The organism is Pseudomonas alkylphenolica (assembly GCF_004025535.1).
In the GTDB taxonomy this organism is placed as follows: Bacteria; Pseudomonadota; Gammaproteobacteria; order Pseudomonadales; family Pseudomonadaceae; genus Aquipseudomonas; species Aquipseudomonas alkylphenolica_A.
The window spans coordinates 408,489-424,105 of the sequence record NZ_QJRG01000048.1 but is presented as its reverse complement, the minus strand read 5'-3'; the positions used below and the strand labels follow the sequence as shown (position 1 = coordinate 424,105).

Annotated in this window: 12 protein-coding genes and 1 pseudogene; all 13 read right to left on the bottom strand. The window is 59.9% G+C overall.

Annotation, left to right across the window (positions count from 1 at the left end; genetic code table 11):
• The 13 genes and pseudogenes from DM813_RS22485 to tssB all read right to left on the bottom strand — a co-directional run bounded on the left by DM813_RS22485 (position 1) and on the right by tssB (position 15,570).
• Positions 1-2,991 (bottom strand): T6SS effector BTH_I2691 family protein, encoded by a 2,991-nt coding sequence (locus DM813_RS22485; protein ID WP_128325604.1) that lies wholly within the window; start codon positions 2,989-2,991, stop codon positions 1-3.
• Positions 2,984-3,910, bottom strand: a complete 927-nt coding sequence (locus tag DM813_RS22480) for a DUF4123 domain-containing protein (RefSeq protein ID WP_241653224.1) — start codon at positions 3,908-3,910, stop codon at positions 2,984-2,986. The genes DM813_RS22485 and DM813_RS22480 overlap by 8 nt, the downstream gene beginning before the upstream one ends.
• A pseudogene (locus DM813_RS22475) lies at positions 3,907-6,057 on the bottom strand (type VI secretion system Vgr family protein). The gene DM813_RS22480 and the pseudogene DM813_RS22475 overlap by 4 nt, the downstream one beginning before the upstream one ends.
• 73 nt (positions 6,058-6,130) lie before the next feature.
• Complete coding sequence (locus DM813_RS22470; RefSeq protein WP_128325602.1) at positions 6,131-6,652, bottom strand: Hcp family type VI secretion system effector; 522 nt, start codon at positions 6,650-6,652, stop codon at positions 6,131-6,133.
• A 133-nt stretch (positions 6,653-6,785) separates the two neighbouring features.
• Positions 6,786-7,643, bottom strand: a complete 858-nt coding sequence (gene icmH / locus DM813_RS22465) for a type IVB secretion system protein IcmH/DotU (protein ID WP_128325601.1) — start codon at positions 7,641-7,643, stop codon at positions 6,786-6,788.
• A gap of 1 nt (position 7,644) precedes the next feature.
• Positions 7,645-8,982 (bottom strand): type VI secretion system baseplate subunit TssK, encoded by a 1,338-nt coding sequence (gene tssK, locus DM813_RS22460; RefSeq protein ID WP_128325600.1) that lies wholly within the window; start codon positions 8,980-8,982, stop codon positions 7,645-7,647.
• Between the two features lie 54 nt (positions 8,983-9,036).
• The gene (gene tssJ, locus DM813_RS22455) at positions 9,037-9,834 is read right to left on the bottom strand and encodes a type VI secretion system lipoprotein TssJ (protein ID WP_128325599.1); all 798 of its coding nucleotides are present in this window, start codon (positions 9,832-9,834) and stop codon (positions 9,037-9,039) included.
• The gene (locus DM813_RS22450) at positions 9,831-10,406 is read right to left on the bottom strand and encodes an FHA domain-containing protein (protein WP_128325598.1); all 576 of its coding nucleotides are present in this window, start codon (positions 10,404-10,406) and stop codon (positions 9,831-9,833) included. The genes tssJ and DM813_RS22450 overlap by 4 nt, the downstream gene beginning before the upstream one ends.
• Positions 10,403-11,419, bottom strand: a complete 1,017-nt coding sequence (gene tssG / locus DM813_RS22445) for a type VI secretion system baseplate subunit TssG (protein WP_128325597.1) — start codon at positions 11,417-11,419, stop codon at positions 10,403-10,405. The genes DM813_RS22450 and tssG overlap by 4 nt, the downstream gene beginning before the upstream one ends.
• Positions 11,383-13,149: a type VI secretion system baseplate subunit TssF gene (gene tssF, locus DM813_RS22440; RefSeq protein ID WP_128325596.1), complete on the bottom strand. Its 1,767-nt coding sequence runs from the start codon at positions 13,147-13,149 to the stop codon at positions 11,383-11,385. The genes tssG and tssF overlap by 37 nt, the downstream gene beginning before the upstream one ends.
• A 2-nt stretch (positions 13,150-13,151) precedes the next feature.
• Positions 13,152-13,562, bottom strand: coding sequence for a type VI secretion system baseplate subunit TssE (tssE, locus tag DM813_RS22435; RefSeq protein WP_128325595.1), 411 nt, complete (start codon positions 13,560-13,562; stop codon positions 13,152-13,154).
• Positions 13,559-15,049: a type VI secretion system contractile sheath large subunit gene (gene tssC, locus DM813_RS22430; RefSeq protein WP_128325594.1), complete on the bottom strand. Its 1,491-nt coding sequence runs from the start codon at positions 15,047-15,049 to the stop codon at positions 13,559-13,561. Before tssC ends, tssE begins: the two co-directional genes overlap by 4 nt.
• 17 nt (positions 15,050-15,066) lie before the next feature.
• Complete coding sequence (tssB, locus tag DM813_RS22425) at positions 15,067-15,570, bottom strand: type VI secretion system contractile sheath small subunit (protein WP_128325593.1); 504 nt, start codon at positions 15,568-15,570, stop codon at positions 15,067-15,069.
• Positions 15,571-15,617 lie beyond the last annotated feature (47 nt).

Sequence of the window (15,617 nt, the reverse complement as noted above, 5' to 3'; positions counted from 1 at the left end):
TCAGCTCTCGAGACGGAAGATTGAATTAACTTCGTTTTTTTCGTCCAGACCTAGGTTTGGGCTGTAGGTTAGATGCAGTGACGCGTGACTTTGGTTGGGTATGTCATTCTTGAAGTGCAGGATTAGCCCAGCACTTACGACATGGCAGGCGGGGGCAATTGAAAATACATCAATTCCTCGATCATCACGAAGGCTGCTCAAACTACCTGTCCATTCACTCGTCCCTATTGCGAATCCAGGCAGAAGTACTGCGAACTCTACGGTTGGTTGAGCTGTGGCTACTTCGTTGTGTGTGATAAATGTCCAGTTAGGCGGCGCCCAGTGATTGTTTTGATGCCACTTGGTATCGACTCTGCTTACGCCCAGCGATAGGGCTTGCTCAGCTGATAATAGCCTTGCTCCATAATGCTCATTATTCCAGGCTCTGATTTCTGCATGCAGAGTAGAAAATTTAGGAAGTTTCTTTTCGTGGTCCAAAGCAATGCTAGAGCGGACCTCACCATCGTTGATGCGATTGCCGAAAATGCTGCGCGCGGCCCAAAGCTCAATCGGGGTGTGAACGCGCTCATGTGACTTGGCATGAAGGTAGAGGCCTCCAGAAACGACTGCTGCTCCGGCAAGCACGAGCGCCGCGGCAGCCCATCCGGCAAACGGCACAACCGACGTAACTCCAGCCACTGCAAGCCCGGCCTCAAGGACGATGACAGAACCTACAGCGGTGGTTACTCCGCCGGCTATTGTATATCTGGCTGCAGTTAAATTACCGTTATCGAGCTGGCGCCACGCTTTGAAGCCGTCGGAGAGTAGGCCGAATATTATCGCTGGGTATCCTGCTAAACGCGCGAAAAGGTTACTGCTTAAGAACTTGATAACTCCGTTACCAAAGGCCATCCCCGGCGCCGTCGAACTCAACCTCAACATCACTGCCTTCTGGGTTGCTCGCACGCTGACCAATGTTGCCGCCGCCGCCCCCATTACGCCGAAAATCGACGCAGCAAAACCGGTGGTGTATTCCGGCGCCTCACTCTTCTGCAGGCTGTTGTAAGCCGTCTTCAGGGCGATCACGTTGAACCACAGCATCCCCGCGTTCATACCACTGCCACCGCCCGAGGTGAGCAAACCGAGAAAGTTGGGTTTCACCCGCAAGGTGGTGGTCAGTTCAATCGACACGGTGCGACTGCCCGAGAGGCGCAGCGCCTTCATTTCTTCGACCTGCGCCATGCCGCTCTTCAGGTACTTCTCGACTTCCTGGCTGAACGGGTTCTGGCGGATGGCCTGATCAGTGATCTGGTAGCGCGCGGCCAACAGCCCCAGCGCTTTCTCGGCGTTGGCCTCGCGTGCCGCCAGCAGTACCTGTTGACGCAGACCATGGCTAGCGTCCCAGCGGGTCTGGCCGCGCAGGCGCTTGAGGACCACGGCGTGCACCGATTGGGCGGTGAGGTCGGTGATGTCGGCAATGGCGGGAAAGCGGCCGACCAGGCCTTCGATCACGTTGTCGCTAGCGCCCAGCAAATTGCCGATCGCATCAGCCTTGTCCCTGAACGGGTTGAACGGCGCCAGGGCGGTGTACAGCGGGCTGTCATGCTGATCCAGCCACTGTTCGAGGCGCTTGAAGCGGCGGTCGTGTTCTTCCGTGCCCGGTGTCGGTTGGCCCATCGGATGAATCAACAGGGCCAGGGTGATTTCCAGGCCGCGGGCCGAGCAGCGTTCGTTGCGGTCATAACAGGCGAGGGCGGCGGCCAGGCTGTAAGGGTTATCGATATGCCGTTCTTCTGCGCTGGCCAGCCAGGCGTCGTGATCATGGCTGGCGTGCAGCGCCAGGTCGCGCAGGGCCGTGATGCGCTGTTCCAGCTGATCGCGTTCGGCGAGGAACTGCAGGTACTTGTCGGTATCGATGCGCAGCCCCAGGCGGGCGCCGCCGGGTGAGTAGTCGTCGTGGGTGAGGGCCTGGTAACGTGCGGCGGCGGGCGAGAGGGCGGGGCCGGAGTGGGTTTCCCTGAGCCTCAATTCTGCCAGTCCCGGCGCGGGTGCATCCGCCGGGTACAGGCTCTCCAAGGTTCTGTGCAGCAGCATGGCGACCAGGTTGCGATGGTGGAAGTCGCGGCTCTGCGGGCTCAGCTGTTCGGCATCCAGCCGGTAGCAGGCCGGCACGCGTTCGTGCTCGGGGCCTTGCGCGGGTTGAGTGTGTTGCAACTGCTCGCTTGGCATCAGGTCGCGCAGCTGATGCTGATAGGCCGACACGGACAGGCTCAGGTCCAGGGCCATGCCTTCGGCGTCGGCGAGGGCCACCACCACCGGCACTTTCGGCTGGGCACCGGGGTAGTGCCTGGCCATGGCGGTGAGGTTGCCGATGGGCAAGCTGTCGTTGGGCGCATGGCTGCTCCAGGCCAGGGGCATGCGGCGCTCGAGCGGCTTGTAGTCTTCGACCCAGGTTTGCAGTGCGCTGACCGGCAGTACGTGGGGTTGGGTTGAGGGCGCCGGGTTACCGGCAACCAGTTCAGCCATGTCGAGCAAGCGCATATGCCGTTGGCGCTGGGTGGCTGAAGTGGTAATACGCGCCGTAACGGCGTTGCTCCACAGGTGCGGGCTGTAGCCGATCCACACCTCCTTGGCGGTGTCCTGGCAGGTCTCGGCCCAGACCCAGCCCATGGTCTGGCCGGACAGGTAGCGGTCACGCCGGTGGTAGTGCTCCAGCCCTTGGTAGCGCAGTTCGCGGTAACGGCCTTCGCCAAGGTACTCATGGATGACCAGTTTTTCACCCAGCGGGCCTTTCATGAACACGTAGATGTAACCGGGGCGCAGGGCGCGCAAGGTGTAGGCTGAGTGTTGCAGCGGAGTGAAGCCTTGCTCGAGGTTGAAGCCGGCGTCGGTGTAGCGGCAGACGGCAGAGCCGGCGCTGCGTGGGACGATGGCGTAGCGCACCGGGAGGATGGGCACGCGCGGGCTGCAGGCAGGGCCGGCGGTGGCGCTGCCGAAGGTGGCGTTAGTCATGGCGGGGCTCCTTGCCTTGGCTGATGAGTACTTGCAGTTCACGAAGGCGAGCTTCTGGCGACTCGTTGAGGTCGGTGTATATTTTTCCGGCCCTGTGGTCGCTCATCAGCCACATGTGCCCGGCAATCAGCCGAATGAACTGACCTGCGACCTCCTCGCTACGGAAGTTGAGGGCTCTGAGTTGTGGTAACAGGGCTTCAATCCACTGGCGGATGTCGGCCAACGTCTGGTTGGCGTGGGGTGGCATGGCCAATACCTCGTGGGCCAAGGAAAGGACGAAATGCTCATGCGTGCCTGCGTGCAGGCGATCAAGTTCAACTTGGGTTAGCGGCAAAGGTGCTTCTGAAAGCGAGCGCGCAGTGCTCGGGCTGTTGGCAAATGTCCTCCATTCATAGGCTGGCCCCCAGTTCACTCGCCATGCCAGCGACGACACAGGCCCAAGCCAGGTGGCACGATGGTCATCATCCAGTGCCTCCAGCCAGGCTGTAAGGTGGTCCGGTTTGAACTGAAAAGTGGCTGCTCCCTGATCCGGGAGGGTTATTTGCACAAGGCTGGTGAAGTGCTCCGCCAGCACACCGAGGTCAACCTCCGCATCCAGCGCGATGGCCCCCCCGATGGGCATCCAGTCGGTGATTGCATGGGCAAGGAGTTCGGGCGCGTCTGAAACGTCGACCAACAAAGGGCCAAAGTCATGACGGTCATCCAGAGCGCTGCGCTTCCATAGCCAAGCGTGTTGAGTGTTACGGCTGATTTGGTTGACTAGGTCGAGGACCGACGGCGCATAAGCAGGTACGAGTTCGCCCTCTTGCGGTATGGGCCGATATGCCCAGTATTCGAGCACGCTGGTCATGAGCAGCAGAAAGCGACAGTCGGCTGCGAAGTCTTTGCCGGGAAGGGCATGCGTAGACGGTGCATTCATTGGCCCGGCCCTCTGCGGCAGCGGCAATCCGGTAAGGGACAGGTCCCATCGGGGCGGCGTGCACATACGCGTTCGAGAGGTTTGCCCGCAACGGGCGCATTGCTGATGGAAAAGGGATGGGTAGCGCCTCCTGCCGATTTCAGAATTTCGCCATTGATGCGTAGGGTCGGAGCGTCCAGGGTGATGCCTCATTCATCAATCCGGATAGAGCCCCCAGGGCCTTGAATAATCACCGCGTCAGTTGCGCGTAACTCATAGCGTCGAGTCCGCCTGCGGATTTCCGCTCGGGCCTCCAGCTCGGCATGCCCTTCAACCTGCTGTTCCAGGTTGCCGCCGATGCGGGCGTGGTGATTGGCAGTGATCTGGTCGTAGCGATGATTACCGATGGTTTGCACTTGGTCCTTGTCAATTTTCACCGTCTGGTTTCGACCAACTTCCAGATAAGTATCTTGCCCAACAGTAACCCGCTCATCATTGCCAACCGTTTTGTTGCGGTCGTGGCCAATCAGGATTGACTCGTCGTTATTGACCTCTTCCTTGCGGTCGTGGCCTATTTGCGTAGTTTCATCGTGCTTGACCACGTTGTTCTGGTCTTTCTCGGCATGGATGAACACCTCCTGCCGCCCCAGTTCATCCTCAAAACGCAGCTCGTTGAAGCCCTTGCCCTTGTGGGTCTGGCTCTTGATGGTCATGCGCGTCTTATGCTCGGGCAGGTCGTACGGCGGCAGCTGGTTACCGCAGTAGGTGCGCCCGGTGATCATCGGCTGGTCGGGGTCGGCATTGACGTACTGGATGATCACGTCCTGGCCGATGCGCGGAATGGCCATCGAACCCCAGCTACCACCGGCCCAGCCTTGCGATACCCGCACCCAGCAGGAGCTGAATTCGTTGTCGCGGCTTTCGCGGTCCCAGGGGAAGCTGACCTTGACCCGACCCCATTGGTCGCAATAGATCTCCTCACCCGGCGGGCCGACCACCGTGGCCATGTGCGGGCCATCGACGTGCGGTTTCGGCAGCGGCTCGGGCCGCCACTCGGTCAGGCCGGGGACCACCACGGCGGTCTGCTCGTAGTGCGTACCCTGTTGGGCGCCCGCCGCTTCTTCCTGCAGACTGGTGAACTGCGTGCCGGTGTGGGTAACGCTGATCACCCGCCAGTGCACATTGAAGGTCTCGCGCGGATGCTCGGTGAGGCTAAAGCACAGTCCCGGCTGCAGGCGTACATCGTCGCCTTCGACCTCGGCGAGGCGGGCGTCGTGGCGCAGGCCCATCGCGCGGGTGCGGATAAGGGGTTTGGCGACGGCTTCGCGTTTGTAGCGTCCCGGGTAGTCGAAGCGTTCGTAGTCATTGGCCTGGTCCGCCACCTGATCCGGCAGGCCGACCTGCTCCAGGCGGTACGCTGGGTGGGTGAAGGTGTAGTCGCGCTGCACCTGGCGCGTGGAGCGCACCTGTTCGCGGTAGCTGAAGCGGCGCAGGCACGGCTCGGCTTGATCGCTGCCGCTGTTGGCGCGGTACAGCACGGTGTCGGGAAATGCTTCCTGGTTGTCGTCGTTCTCATCCTTGATGTGGCCACGACTGAGCAGGCCCAATGACAGCAACCGGTCGGTGATGAGCAGCTTGTGCTGCTTTTCACTGTGTTCGAAGCTGTAGACGAAACCTTCTTCTGCGGCGAGGCGGGCGAAGAAATCGAGGTCGGTTTCGCCGGCCTGCACGCAGAATTCGCGGACCTGATGGTCGAAAGCGCTGCCCAGTTCGTATGCCGTGATGCCTTGGCGCTTGAGCATCAGTTCGAGAATTTGCGGGACGGTTTTCTGCTGGAAGATGCGCCAGTTCGAACGCAGCCTGGCGCGGGCCAGTTGTGGTTCGACCAGGGCCTTGTAGCGGGTGCGGTGGAAGCCGGTTTCGCCCTGGCTGAGGCTGCTGACCAGGCCGTGCACGTAACGTAACGGCCGCTCGCCGCGCCAGATGGTGAACAGCACCGGCCGGTCGAGCAGCTGGGCGAAGTCGATATCGCTGTCGTAGCTGACCAGTTCCAGGGTCAGGGCGAACGGCTGGCTGACGGCCTCGGTGAGGGTGAACGACACCACCTCGAACGAGGCCTTGCCGACCAAGGGCTGGAGGGTGTATCGCAGATCAGATTGGCTAGGCATGCGAAGTCCTTGTGTGTCGTCTGAGAGGTTTGATAATGCCCAGGCGGGGAACCTGCCCGGGCATTCAAGCCCGTTAAACGGCAGTCCAACCTTCTTCCCAGTCGTCGGAACCTTCAGTACCGCAAATCTCATGGCTTTCAGTTATTTTTTTGTAAGAAAACCAAAGCTCTACTTCTTGTTGGCGGAAGCTTTCATCTACTTCCTGTGCATGAGTTTGTGAAGTTCTCATTTTTATGATGGTGGCGTTCTCTAACGTAGTTTTGTAGTAGAACTCAGCAGGATGAGCGCTTGTTGCACGAAATTGCTTGATTACAACCTCTTCCAGTAACTCGGATTTGCAAATGGCGGTGAGCAGCAGTGGTTTGGACTTATTTGTAGTAAAGGTAACTTTATAAGGTCCATGAACCCGCTTTCCCGAGGGTTGGCCACTTTGTGGGTCTGTTGGTGTATTTATTTCGTGCTCAATTTTCTGCACAAGAATTTCGTCTTCGAATTCGGACTGGTAAATATTGCCAACCGAGTCCACGGTACTTGCACCCGCGCTGATAAGCTTTTGTTTTGCTCCAGTGATTTTTAAGTAAGCTGGTGATGGCATGGTAGATTCCTGCGTTAAGTTAAATAAACACGCGCACCCACTGGGTGGCATGGCCATCGGAAACGATGGGCTTTTTATTGAGGCATAGGCCTCACAGACTCGGCACAATCGCTCGAGTCAGGTCGCTTGCCTGCTATTGCTGCAGAATGCCGTTGAGCGACTGCAGAACCTCAGTGGTCACCAGATGCAGGCGGTAGCTGTACACCCCGTAAATCGTGGCCATGACCGCCGCAGAAACTACCAGCGGGCTCCACCAGGGCCATTGCCGGTTCATGCGGAAGTTACGGGGGGCAACATTGGTCAAGGGGTCGCAGATCTGCTCGGGCACGGGGCCGCGAAGCTCGCGGATGACCTGGTACAGCCTGTCGATCAGGGCCTGCAGCGCTTCGTCGCCCTTCGGGGCGATGGCGTACTTGCCTTTCAGGCCGAGGCACAGGCACAGGTACATGAACTCCAGAACATCCTGGTAACGCTGTGGCTCCTGCATCATTCGCGAGAGCACAGTGAAGAACTTTTCCCCACCCCAGGTTTCGTGATGGAACACGCTGAGCAGGGGCTCGTGGCTCCAACAGGAATTATTGCCCCAGGGCCGGCTCATCACCGCTTCATCCAGATACAGGCAAAGGGCGTAGGAGTAGGCCAGCAACTGTGCGGGTTCATAAGCGTGCTGGCGCATTTCGTCGAGAACGGTGGTGACCTGGTTGCGCACCTGCATGTGCACGTCATTGATGTTGGGCAGCGCATCCAGTGTCCGCAGGCGCATTACCAGGCCGAACAACGGCATTGCCGCATCGACCATCGGATTGGCGTAGCCGCCGCGTAATTGAAACTCCGGGTCTGAGTGGTAGCCTGCATACTCCTGTTTGCTCGCTGTCGTCTCGGTGAAGACAGCGTCGGACCTCTCGCTTGAACCGGTGGACTTGATCAGCTCACTCTGTAGCGCTGTTGCTGACTGCACAGCCTCATTCACCTGGCTTCGCGTGTTTCCCATCTCACTCACTCCTTATCGCCCAGAACTGCAGTTCAAGGCCCGGGAATTCACCAGCGACATGCAAGCCGAACCCGTTGCTGTCTTTCATGACTGCCCAGGCCGGATTGCGTCGGTCCAGCTCGAAGTAGGTAAAGCCCGCATGGAAGGGCAGCTCGCGTGGTGCCACCGGCAGCGGCAGCATGGGAATACCGGGCAATTGCAGCAGTACCAGGTCATCGAGAGCCGCCAGCGACGTGACTTTGGCTTTTTGCAGGAACTGCTGGCGCAAGGTGTCCGGTGGCAGGCTGGCACGCACCGCGAGGATGAATTCGGCCTCGTCGATCAAGCGCCGGTCATCCAGCGTCGTGGTCATCACGCCATACTGCTGCGGCTCCAGTGGCAGTGAAATGGCCCGCGGCTGCAGCACGGTGCTCAGGGCGCGGCGTAGCGTGTCTTCCAGCGGTTTGAAGGAGGTGCGCAAGGCCGTGTGGTGATACGCGGGGTATTCCTGTGGCAACCTGTTTTCATCGGTGAATGTCACCAGCTCCCCGCACGCCTGGCTCAGTGCGAGGTACAGCTGCTCGGGATGGGCCTGGGACTGGCGCGCGAAGTGTTTGAAGCACGGCCACCAGCGGTTCATGGCTTGCAGCAGGTTGAAATCGCGGATGTCGGCGATACCGGACTGGCCCGATGAACCGATGCGCGCTGCCAGGTTGCGGGCACGTTCGCGCAGGGTATTGCTGATTTCCTCAAGAAAACGCTGCAGTGCTGGCACCGCCCTGACGCAAACGCTGGTGGGATAGAAACCCTCATCCAGGCGCAGGCTGCCGTCGGGGCGCCGCTCCAGGATCCGGGCCAGGGCCAGGCGGGTGTAGGCGCTGCTGTCTTCAGTGTCGCGCCTGAGCTGCAGGTTGGGTACCGCCAGGTCTACCTGCACCAGGTCACCGTCGGCACTGTGGGTGTCCTTGATTTCCTGCGCCTGGGCCAGGTAGCGGAAGTTGGCGGCACTGTCTGGCCAGCTGACCTCCCGGCCGCCGTCGGTGCGCAGTGGCAGGCACAGGTAGACCTCACTGTTGTGTGCGGCGGCGTCGTTGATTTCCAGCGGTGGCGGTGGCGGTAGATCACCGGGGATATCGAACACCGTGCCATCGGGCATGATGCCTCGTGCCCGGGTGATGGCGACTTTGCCGAGGCTCAGGTATTCGTCGTTCAGTTGCAATTCGCTGAAACCGTAGAATGCGGCATTCAGGCTGCTCAGGCGTTGATGCAGCGCCGCCTCGGCGGCGCGCGCGGACTGCTGGAAATGCTGCGGTTTGACGAACAGGCCCTCAGGCCAGAGAACAGGATTACGTGAGGCCATGGGTGCTCCGGGTCTGAACGGGAATTGAGCGAGGGGTGGCACTGGCAAGCAGCATCAGCCTTCCTCCTTGAGCAGGATCTGTGAATCGTTCACCAGTACCGAGAGCACGATGTGTCGGCCTCGCGGCGAGATGCGCAGCACCTGCTGCCAGGTGGCGTTTTCCCGGTCGCTGTAATCGGCGATCACCGCAATAAAGCGGGTGTCGGCGTGAATGGGCTCGAACGGCACGAACTTGAATTGGCCAGGGGACAGCAAGTAATCGTCGACACGGATGTAGGTGCTGCGCAGCACCTTGGCCGGGTCCTGCTCCAGCAGCTGATAAACACTGTTGCGCAGCAGGGAGTCATCGCGCAGTTGCAGAATCTTGATGGCGATGGGGGTGGCTACCTGTTCGGCCGCCACCGGAGCAGGGGATGGCAGGGTCAGGACCACTGTCGGATCGTCGTAGTTGCCGGGTGTGCTCTCCTCCATGGGCGAGCGCGGCAGGGTTTCATCGTCGGGTTCGTCCAGCGCCATCGGCGACATCGCCGGGAACTGTTCCTGCAGAAATGCGAACAGGCTCCCGACCTTTTCCGTCAGCGTGTAGGGATCGCCTGCGCTCAGGTTCACCGCATAAGGGCTGGGCTCCAGGGCACTTTCCTGCCTCAGCGGAATGTCGAGACTGTTGGGGTTGCCGTTGAGCGTGGGGCTGGCGTTGAGGCTGAAGGCTATTTCAGTGGGGTGATCCTCAGGCGCACCGATCGGCAACGAAGGGTCCATCATCACCTGGTACATTCTGCTCAGGCTTGTGCACCCGGACGAGCCGAGCAGTGCTACCAGCAGGGGCGCTGTCATCCATGTACGAAGCCTCATGCTGGCGCTCCCGTGATGAGGCGGTGCAGTGCGTCTGCTGGCGCATGTTCCGTATCAGGCGCAGCATCCAGCGCGGCCAGCGGGTCAACGCCGATACCAGGTTCAAACGCTGCGCAGATGTCGCCGGCTGTGGGGGCATCGGGCGCACTGGCATTTTCAGACCAGGCGCCGGTCGCTGTATCGTCTAGCAAGTCATCGAACAGTCGTTGATTCGACACGAACAGCGTTTCCAGGGAGCCAGTGCTGGAGGGATGATTCTGGTAGTGAACCCGTAACCGGTACGCGCCGATGCGCAGCTGGTCGCCTTCCTGAAGGCGTACGGGCGCGCGCGGGCCAAGGCTGTGCAGGGTGTTGTTGAGGTAAGTCTGGTGGCAGCGATCGATGGCGCAGAAACTGCCTTCGATCCAGCGGATCTCGCAGTGAATCGGCTCGATAGCCTGGCCAGGGTCGATGAGCACCCAATCGGCGCCGCGGCTGCCGATGGTGCCGCCACGACGGTCGAACCGATGGCGAGTGATCAGGCCATGTTGAAGTTGCTCATGGTTGCATATGTTCAGGGTCAAGGTGTTCATGAGCGCCCCCGGATGCGCACGACAGGGTTTCCGGTGCCGTGCTTGTCGTCGATGAAGCTGGTCCACCCCAGGTGAGCGCCCTGGCGGCGGTGCAGGCAGAAGGGCGATAGCGCGTTCTGTTTCAGGCGCAGTTCCAGGTCGTAGGCCTGGCCATCGCGCAGCAAAAAGTCGATCAGTGCCTGTAACCGTCCGAAGTTGACGCCGCTGGGTAGCAGTTCGCGCAGCTGCGTCTGGTCCAGGCCGCTGATCAGTAGGGTGAACTTGCTGCTACGGGTACGCGTGCGGCTGCCGACCATGAAGGTGCTACCCAGAACACCGTTGGCGCGACCGAGGCTGACGATCTGCCGGGCCGCCGTAGGCACCGAGCGCGTCTCGAACTCACGGATTTGTACATGCTTGAGATCAAAGCAATGGGCAATGATTCCGGCCACTGCACCCGGTGCACGGCTGCGGCTGGCAATGACACCGGCAAAGCTGAGCAGGCGGCTCCAGGGCAGCGCGGTGTCACCGCGCAGCTGCTCGTTGTTGAGGCCGATCAGGGCGAACACGTATCGGGAGAAGTGGTCGCTGGCACCTGCCTGAAAGCGGACGTAATAGCGGTATTTGCGCCAGATTCGGTGCAGCAAGGTATGCAGATAGTGGTTGAAGAAGTCCAAGAATGCCGGGCGTACTCCGCTACCCTGGGCATGCTCGTAGGCAAGTTGCTCCAGGTAATAAGTGGGTAGCGGCGAATCGGTGCCGTGCAGGCCCAGGAACGTGGTGCACACACCGTAGCGCTCGTCCTGATGGCCAAAGCGCTTTGCGCTCAGTACGTCCGATACCGGGAAGGTCAGCCGTGGATCGCTGGTCAGCCGCACCCGTAATCGGGTGGCATCGTCGGGCCAGCGGGGCTCCAGGTTGTCACCGTGCAAGCCGTATAGCCTCTCCAGCAACTGGAAGAAGTTGTGCCGGTGCGCTTCGGCGAACAACGTGTCGGCTAGATCAGCGGTTGTCTGCCGGTCAGCAGTGGCCATGTGTAATGCTCGTTATTGGTGGTGTTGGTCACTTCCAGCTGATGGAAGGAATTGATGCTGGCGTACAGGGCAAAAAAGTGCGAAAGCACGCAACTGAACAGGTACAGGTCGCCTTCACAGAGGAAGGCGCCCTGGTCGAGTTTCAGTTGTGTGCGCAACCCACGGATGGGCAGCCCTTTGATCAACCAGTCCAGTGGTTCGGTATGGGCTTCGCGGATGCCGTTGAGGCGCTTGCGTGTGGCACGGGCCTGCTGAATGTCGTGCAATGCGGCGAAGTCGTAGGCACCGATGACGGCCTTGAGGGGTTCTGCCGATAACAGCGACAGGTAGTTGAGCGACAGGTTGGAAATCAGCGCCCATTGCAACTGGCCATCCAGTACCGGTCGACAGGGGCGGCTGGGCCGACAGAGGTTGCGATAGCTGGCCAGCGGCGGGGTAAATTCGGTCGTTACGCAGATATCACCGATGCCCAGGTCGAGTGGCAGGTCGCGGTTGGTGCAGGTCAGGTCGACAGACACGGTCTCCATTTCGCCGATGTAGACACTTTCATCGGCGCGCACGAAGCTCATCCGGTGAACGACGCCATCCCCGCGCAACGACTCTTCGACCCGGCAGCGGTAGTACAGCGCGGTGCGGCCCTGAACATGTTCGATTTCATGGGCAAACGACTCGAAGGGGCGAAACACGCGTAGCGACTCATCGGGGCTGCGGCTAGACGCCGTTCGTGTACTGATCACCTTGTCGACGCTGAATATCTCGTAGGCGTGTGGCTGCAGGCCGCTGGGTTTCAATTGCACCTGGTGCACCTGGCCGGACAGGTCGATGGGGTCTGCGCCATGCGCGAACAGGTTGACCGCCGGCGTGCAGAAGAGGGCGAAGTCGTCTTTGCCGACGCGTATCGAATCGGGCAGTTGTCGGCTGAACTGGAACTCGATGCGCACTGTCGCACTGCTCTGGTCGGGCCAAACCCTGTCCAGGCCGGTCAGGCTGAAAAAGTGGAAGCGCTGCGGAAAAACAAAATACTCCTGCAGAATCCGGTAACCGTCGAAGACGTTCTGTGGGTAGGGCAGCAGGGCCTCGTCGGGACTGAACCCGGGAAAGGCGATATGGCTGGCCGGTAGCCGACGCACCTCGCCATTGATACTCACCGTGATGTGCTCGAGGTATTGCGCCAGCCACAGGTAGAGCGTCTGGGCGCAGCGGTCTTCACCACCCAGGTGAAAGTCCAGACGTTCGCAGGCCAGCGCATTCAACGGGCGCTCAACCAGTGTTGCAAGGTCGAGGCGAACGATTGAACTGTCGGGTGTCTGGGTCGTTTCCACTTCGCTGATGGCGAACGGGTAAAGCTGCACCTCGGTGCAGGTGCGGTATTCGCAGGCAATGCCGTCCACCAGGCGGGAAAACAGCCGTGCACCCTTGGGTACACTGTACGACTGGCTGAGCGACTGCTTCAACGGGGTGAACTGAATGATCGTGGCGCTGGGCAATGGGCGCAGGTAGTTGGGCCAGAGCAGCTGCAGCATGCCGTGGGTCAGTTCCGGGAGCTCATCTTCGAGCTTGTGCCGCAGCTTGGCGGTGAGGAATGCAAAGCCTTCCAGCAGGCGCTCGACATCAGGGTCGCTGCTGTCCTTGCCGAGAAAGTGGGCAAGCTGCGGATTGTCCTTGGCGAAGTCGTTACCCAGTTCGCGCAGGTAGCGTAGTTCTTCGCTGAATCGGTCTTTTAACGACATGGCTACCTTACCCGGGTGTAACGGCTGTTGCCGTTGACCAGCAGTTCGATCTGCAGCTGCTCGGTGTGGTCGTTCACCCGCACCTGGCAATCCAGATGGAAGTGCAGCTCCAATGGCGCATGGGTATCCGGCACGGCCTTCAGGGCGTGCACGCGTATTCGTGGCTCGAAGTGCTCAACGGTGCTACGGATGTCGGTGCTGACCTGCTGGAGCAGGTCGCCACTACTCAGGTCATGCCCGTTGAAATCTCGCAGGCCCAGCGTGGGGGCGCTCTGTGAGCACCCCTGGCGGGTGTTGAGCAAGGTCTCGAGGTGACGCTTGATGCTGTCGAACTTCTCCCCGGCCCGCTCTCGCCGGGAGAGCGGGCGAGCGCTTGTCGGCTCCATTTTCAGGCGGTCGAACAAGCCGCTCATTGTGTGTCGAGCCGGCCAACCAGCGAGATCTCGAAGTTTGCGCCCATGTATTTGAAGTGCGGACGAACTGCGAGCGAAACCTGATACCAGCCCGGATCACCGGCAACGTCCGATACTTCGACCTTGGCTGCCCGCAGGGGGCGGCGGCTGCGCACATCGGCCGAGGGGTTTTCCTGGTCGGCAACGTACTGCTTGATCCACTTGTTGAGCTCGGATTCAAGGTCGTGCCGCTCCTTCCAGCTACCGATCTGTTCGCGTTGCAGGACTTTGATGTAGTGGGCCAGCCGGTTGACGATGAACAGGTACGGAAGCTGGGTACCGAGCTTGTAGTTGGTCTGCGCTTGCAAGCCTTCGGGCGTTCTGGCGAAGGTCTTGGGCTTTTGCACCGAGTTGGCCGAGAAGAATGCAGCGTTGTCGCTGTCCTTGCGCATGGTCAGGGCGATGAACCCTTCTTCGGCCAGCTCGAATTCCTTGCGGTCGGAGATCAGTACCTCGGTAGGAATCTTTGCCTGCAGTTGGCCCAGCGATTCGTAAAGGTGTACGGGCAGGTCTTCGACGGTGCCACCGGACTGCGGGCCGATGATGTTCGGGCACCAGCGGTAGCGGGCAAAACTGTCGTTGATGCAACTGGCCATGAGGAAGGCAGCGTTACCCCACAGGTAGTTCTGGTGCTGGCCGTCGATGTTTTCGTCGTAGTTGAAACTGCTGATGGGCTGCTCCTGATGATGGTAGGCAGACCGGAGCATGAAACGCGGGGCTACCAGTGCGGTGTGGCGGGCATCTTCGCTCTCGCGGAACGCTCGCCACTTGGCATGCCGTGGGCCGGCGAAGATGTCGCTGATTTCTTTCAGGTCGGGCAGGCCTTCAAAGCTGCTCAAGTTGAAAAACTCAGGCGCGGGGGCAGTAAGAAACGGGGCATGGGACATGGCGCCTACCGACGCCATGTAGCTCAACAGTTTGATGTCGGGGGAGGAGGGGCCGAAGCTGTAATTACCGACCATGGCCGCGACAGGCTCACCGCCAAACTGTCCATAGCCTGCGGTGTAAACATGTTTGTAAAGCCCGCTGCAGGTGATGTCGGCAGCGTTTTCGAAATCATCGAGCAAGTCTTCTTTGCTGACATGCAGGACTTCGAGTTTTATGTTTTCGCGAAAGTCCGTACGGTCGACCAACAGGCTCAGGCTGCGCCAGGCAGATTCAAGTTGCTGGAACTCAGGTTGGTGCAGGATGGCATCCATCTGCTTGCTGAGTATGCGATCAACTTCGGCAATCATCTGGTCAACGCGATGTTTGTTGATTAGTTGATCCGGCTCATGACTTTTGAGGATTTCTCCGACAAATGCGGCCACACCTTGCTTGGCAACTTGATAGCCTTCCTGGGTCGGTACCAACATTGTTTCGGCCATGATCTGGTCGAGTAATAGAGTATTGCCCGGCGTGTCAGTCGTCACGTCAGCGGTTAGAGTGGTGCTGTTCTGGCTAGGCATGGAGACGCTCCGTTGTCTTAATCTGCTACTGGCGCTTCGAGCACCAGGTTCAGTTCTTGCGCGAGTTGTTTGCGGGCCTGCGCATCATTCAACAACTGTTGCAACTGCTTGCGGAAAGCGGGGACGTTGCCCAGCGGCCCCTTCAGTGCCACCAATGCTTCGCGCAGTTCCAGCAGCTTGTTCAGCTCCGGCACCTGGCGCGCAATCTGGTCCGGTCCGAAGTCGTTGATCGACTTGAACTGCAGATTGACCGCCAGTTCGGCGTCAGGCACCGGGCTGAGCGCAGAAGGTACCGATATGTTCAGGCTCACATCAGCGTCCTTCAACACACTGTTGAAGCTGTGTTTGTCGATGCGCATGAGCGGCCGATCTTCGAGAGCGCGGCTGTCATTCAGTCCGAAATCCCCCATGACCAGCATTTTATGAGGTAGCTCGATTTCGGCCTGTTCGCCACCTGTGGCGGGCACATACTTGATATTTATGCGCTCTTTGGGGGCTACGGAACCCCTATGTTTTGACATGTATGTAACTCCCTCTGGTGTATTGATTGAACTGTGCAGGTCAAGAT

Coding starts and splice junctions, on each gene's coding strand:
- icmH (WP_128325601.1), bottom strand. CDS start 7,643: ATGGGAAACACGCGAAGCCAGGTGAATGAGGCTGTGCAGTCAGCAACA.
- DM813_RS22450 (WP_128325598.1), bottom strand. CDS start 10,406: ATGAACACCTTGACCCTGAACATATGCAACCATGAGCAACTTCAACAT.
- DM813_RS22485 (WP_128325604.1), bottom strand. CDS start 2,991: ATGACTAACGCCACCTTCGGCAGCGCCACCGCCGGCCCTGCCTGCAGC.
- DM813_RS22470 (WP_128325602.1), bottom strand. CDS start 6,652: ATGCCATCACCAGCTTACTTAAAAATCACTGGAGCAAAACAAAAGCTT.
- tssK (WP_128325600.1), bottom strand. CDS start 8,982: ATGGCCTCACGTAATCCTGTTCTCTGGCCTGAGGGCCTGTTCGTCAAA.
- tssC (WP_128325594.1), bottom strand. CDS start 15,049: ATGCCTAGCCAGAACAGCACCACTCTAACCGCTGACGTGACGACTGAC.
- tssG (WP_128325597.1), bottom strand. CDS start 11,419: ATGGCCACTGCTGACCGGCAGACAACCGCTGATCTAGCCGACACGTTG.
- tssJ (WP_128325599.1), bottom strand. CDS start 9,834: ATGAGGCTTCGTACATGGATGACAGCGCCCCTGCTGGTAGCACTGCTC.
- DM813_RS22480 (WP_241653224.1), bottom strand. CDS start 3,910: ATGAATGCACCGTCTACGCATGCCCTTCCCGGCAAAGACTTCGCAGCC.
- tssE (WP_128325595.1), bottom strand. CDS start 13,562: ATGAGCGGCTTGTTCGACCGCCTGAAAATGGAGCCGACAAGCGCTCGC.
- tssB (WP_128325593.1), bottom strand. CDS start 15,570: ATGTCAAAACATAGGGGTTCCGTAGCCCCCAAAGAGCGCATAAATATC.
- tssF (WP_128325596.1), bottom strand. CDS start 13,149: ATGTCGTTAAAAGACCGATTCAGCGAAGAACTACGCTACCTGCGCGAA.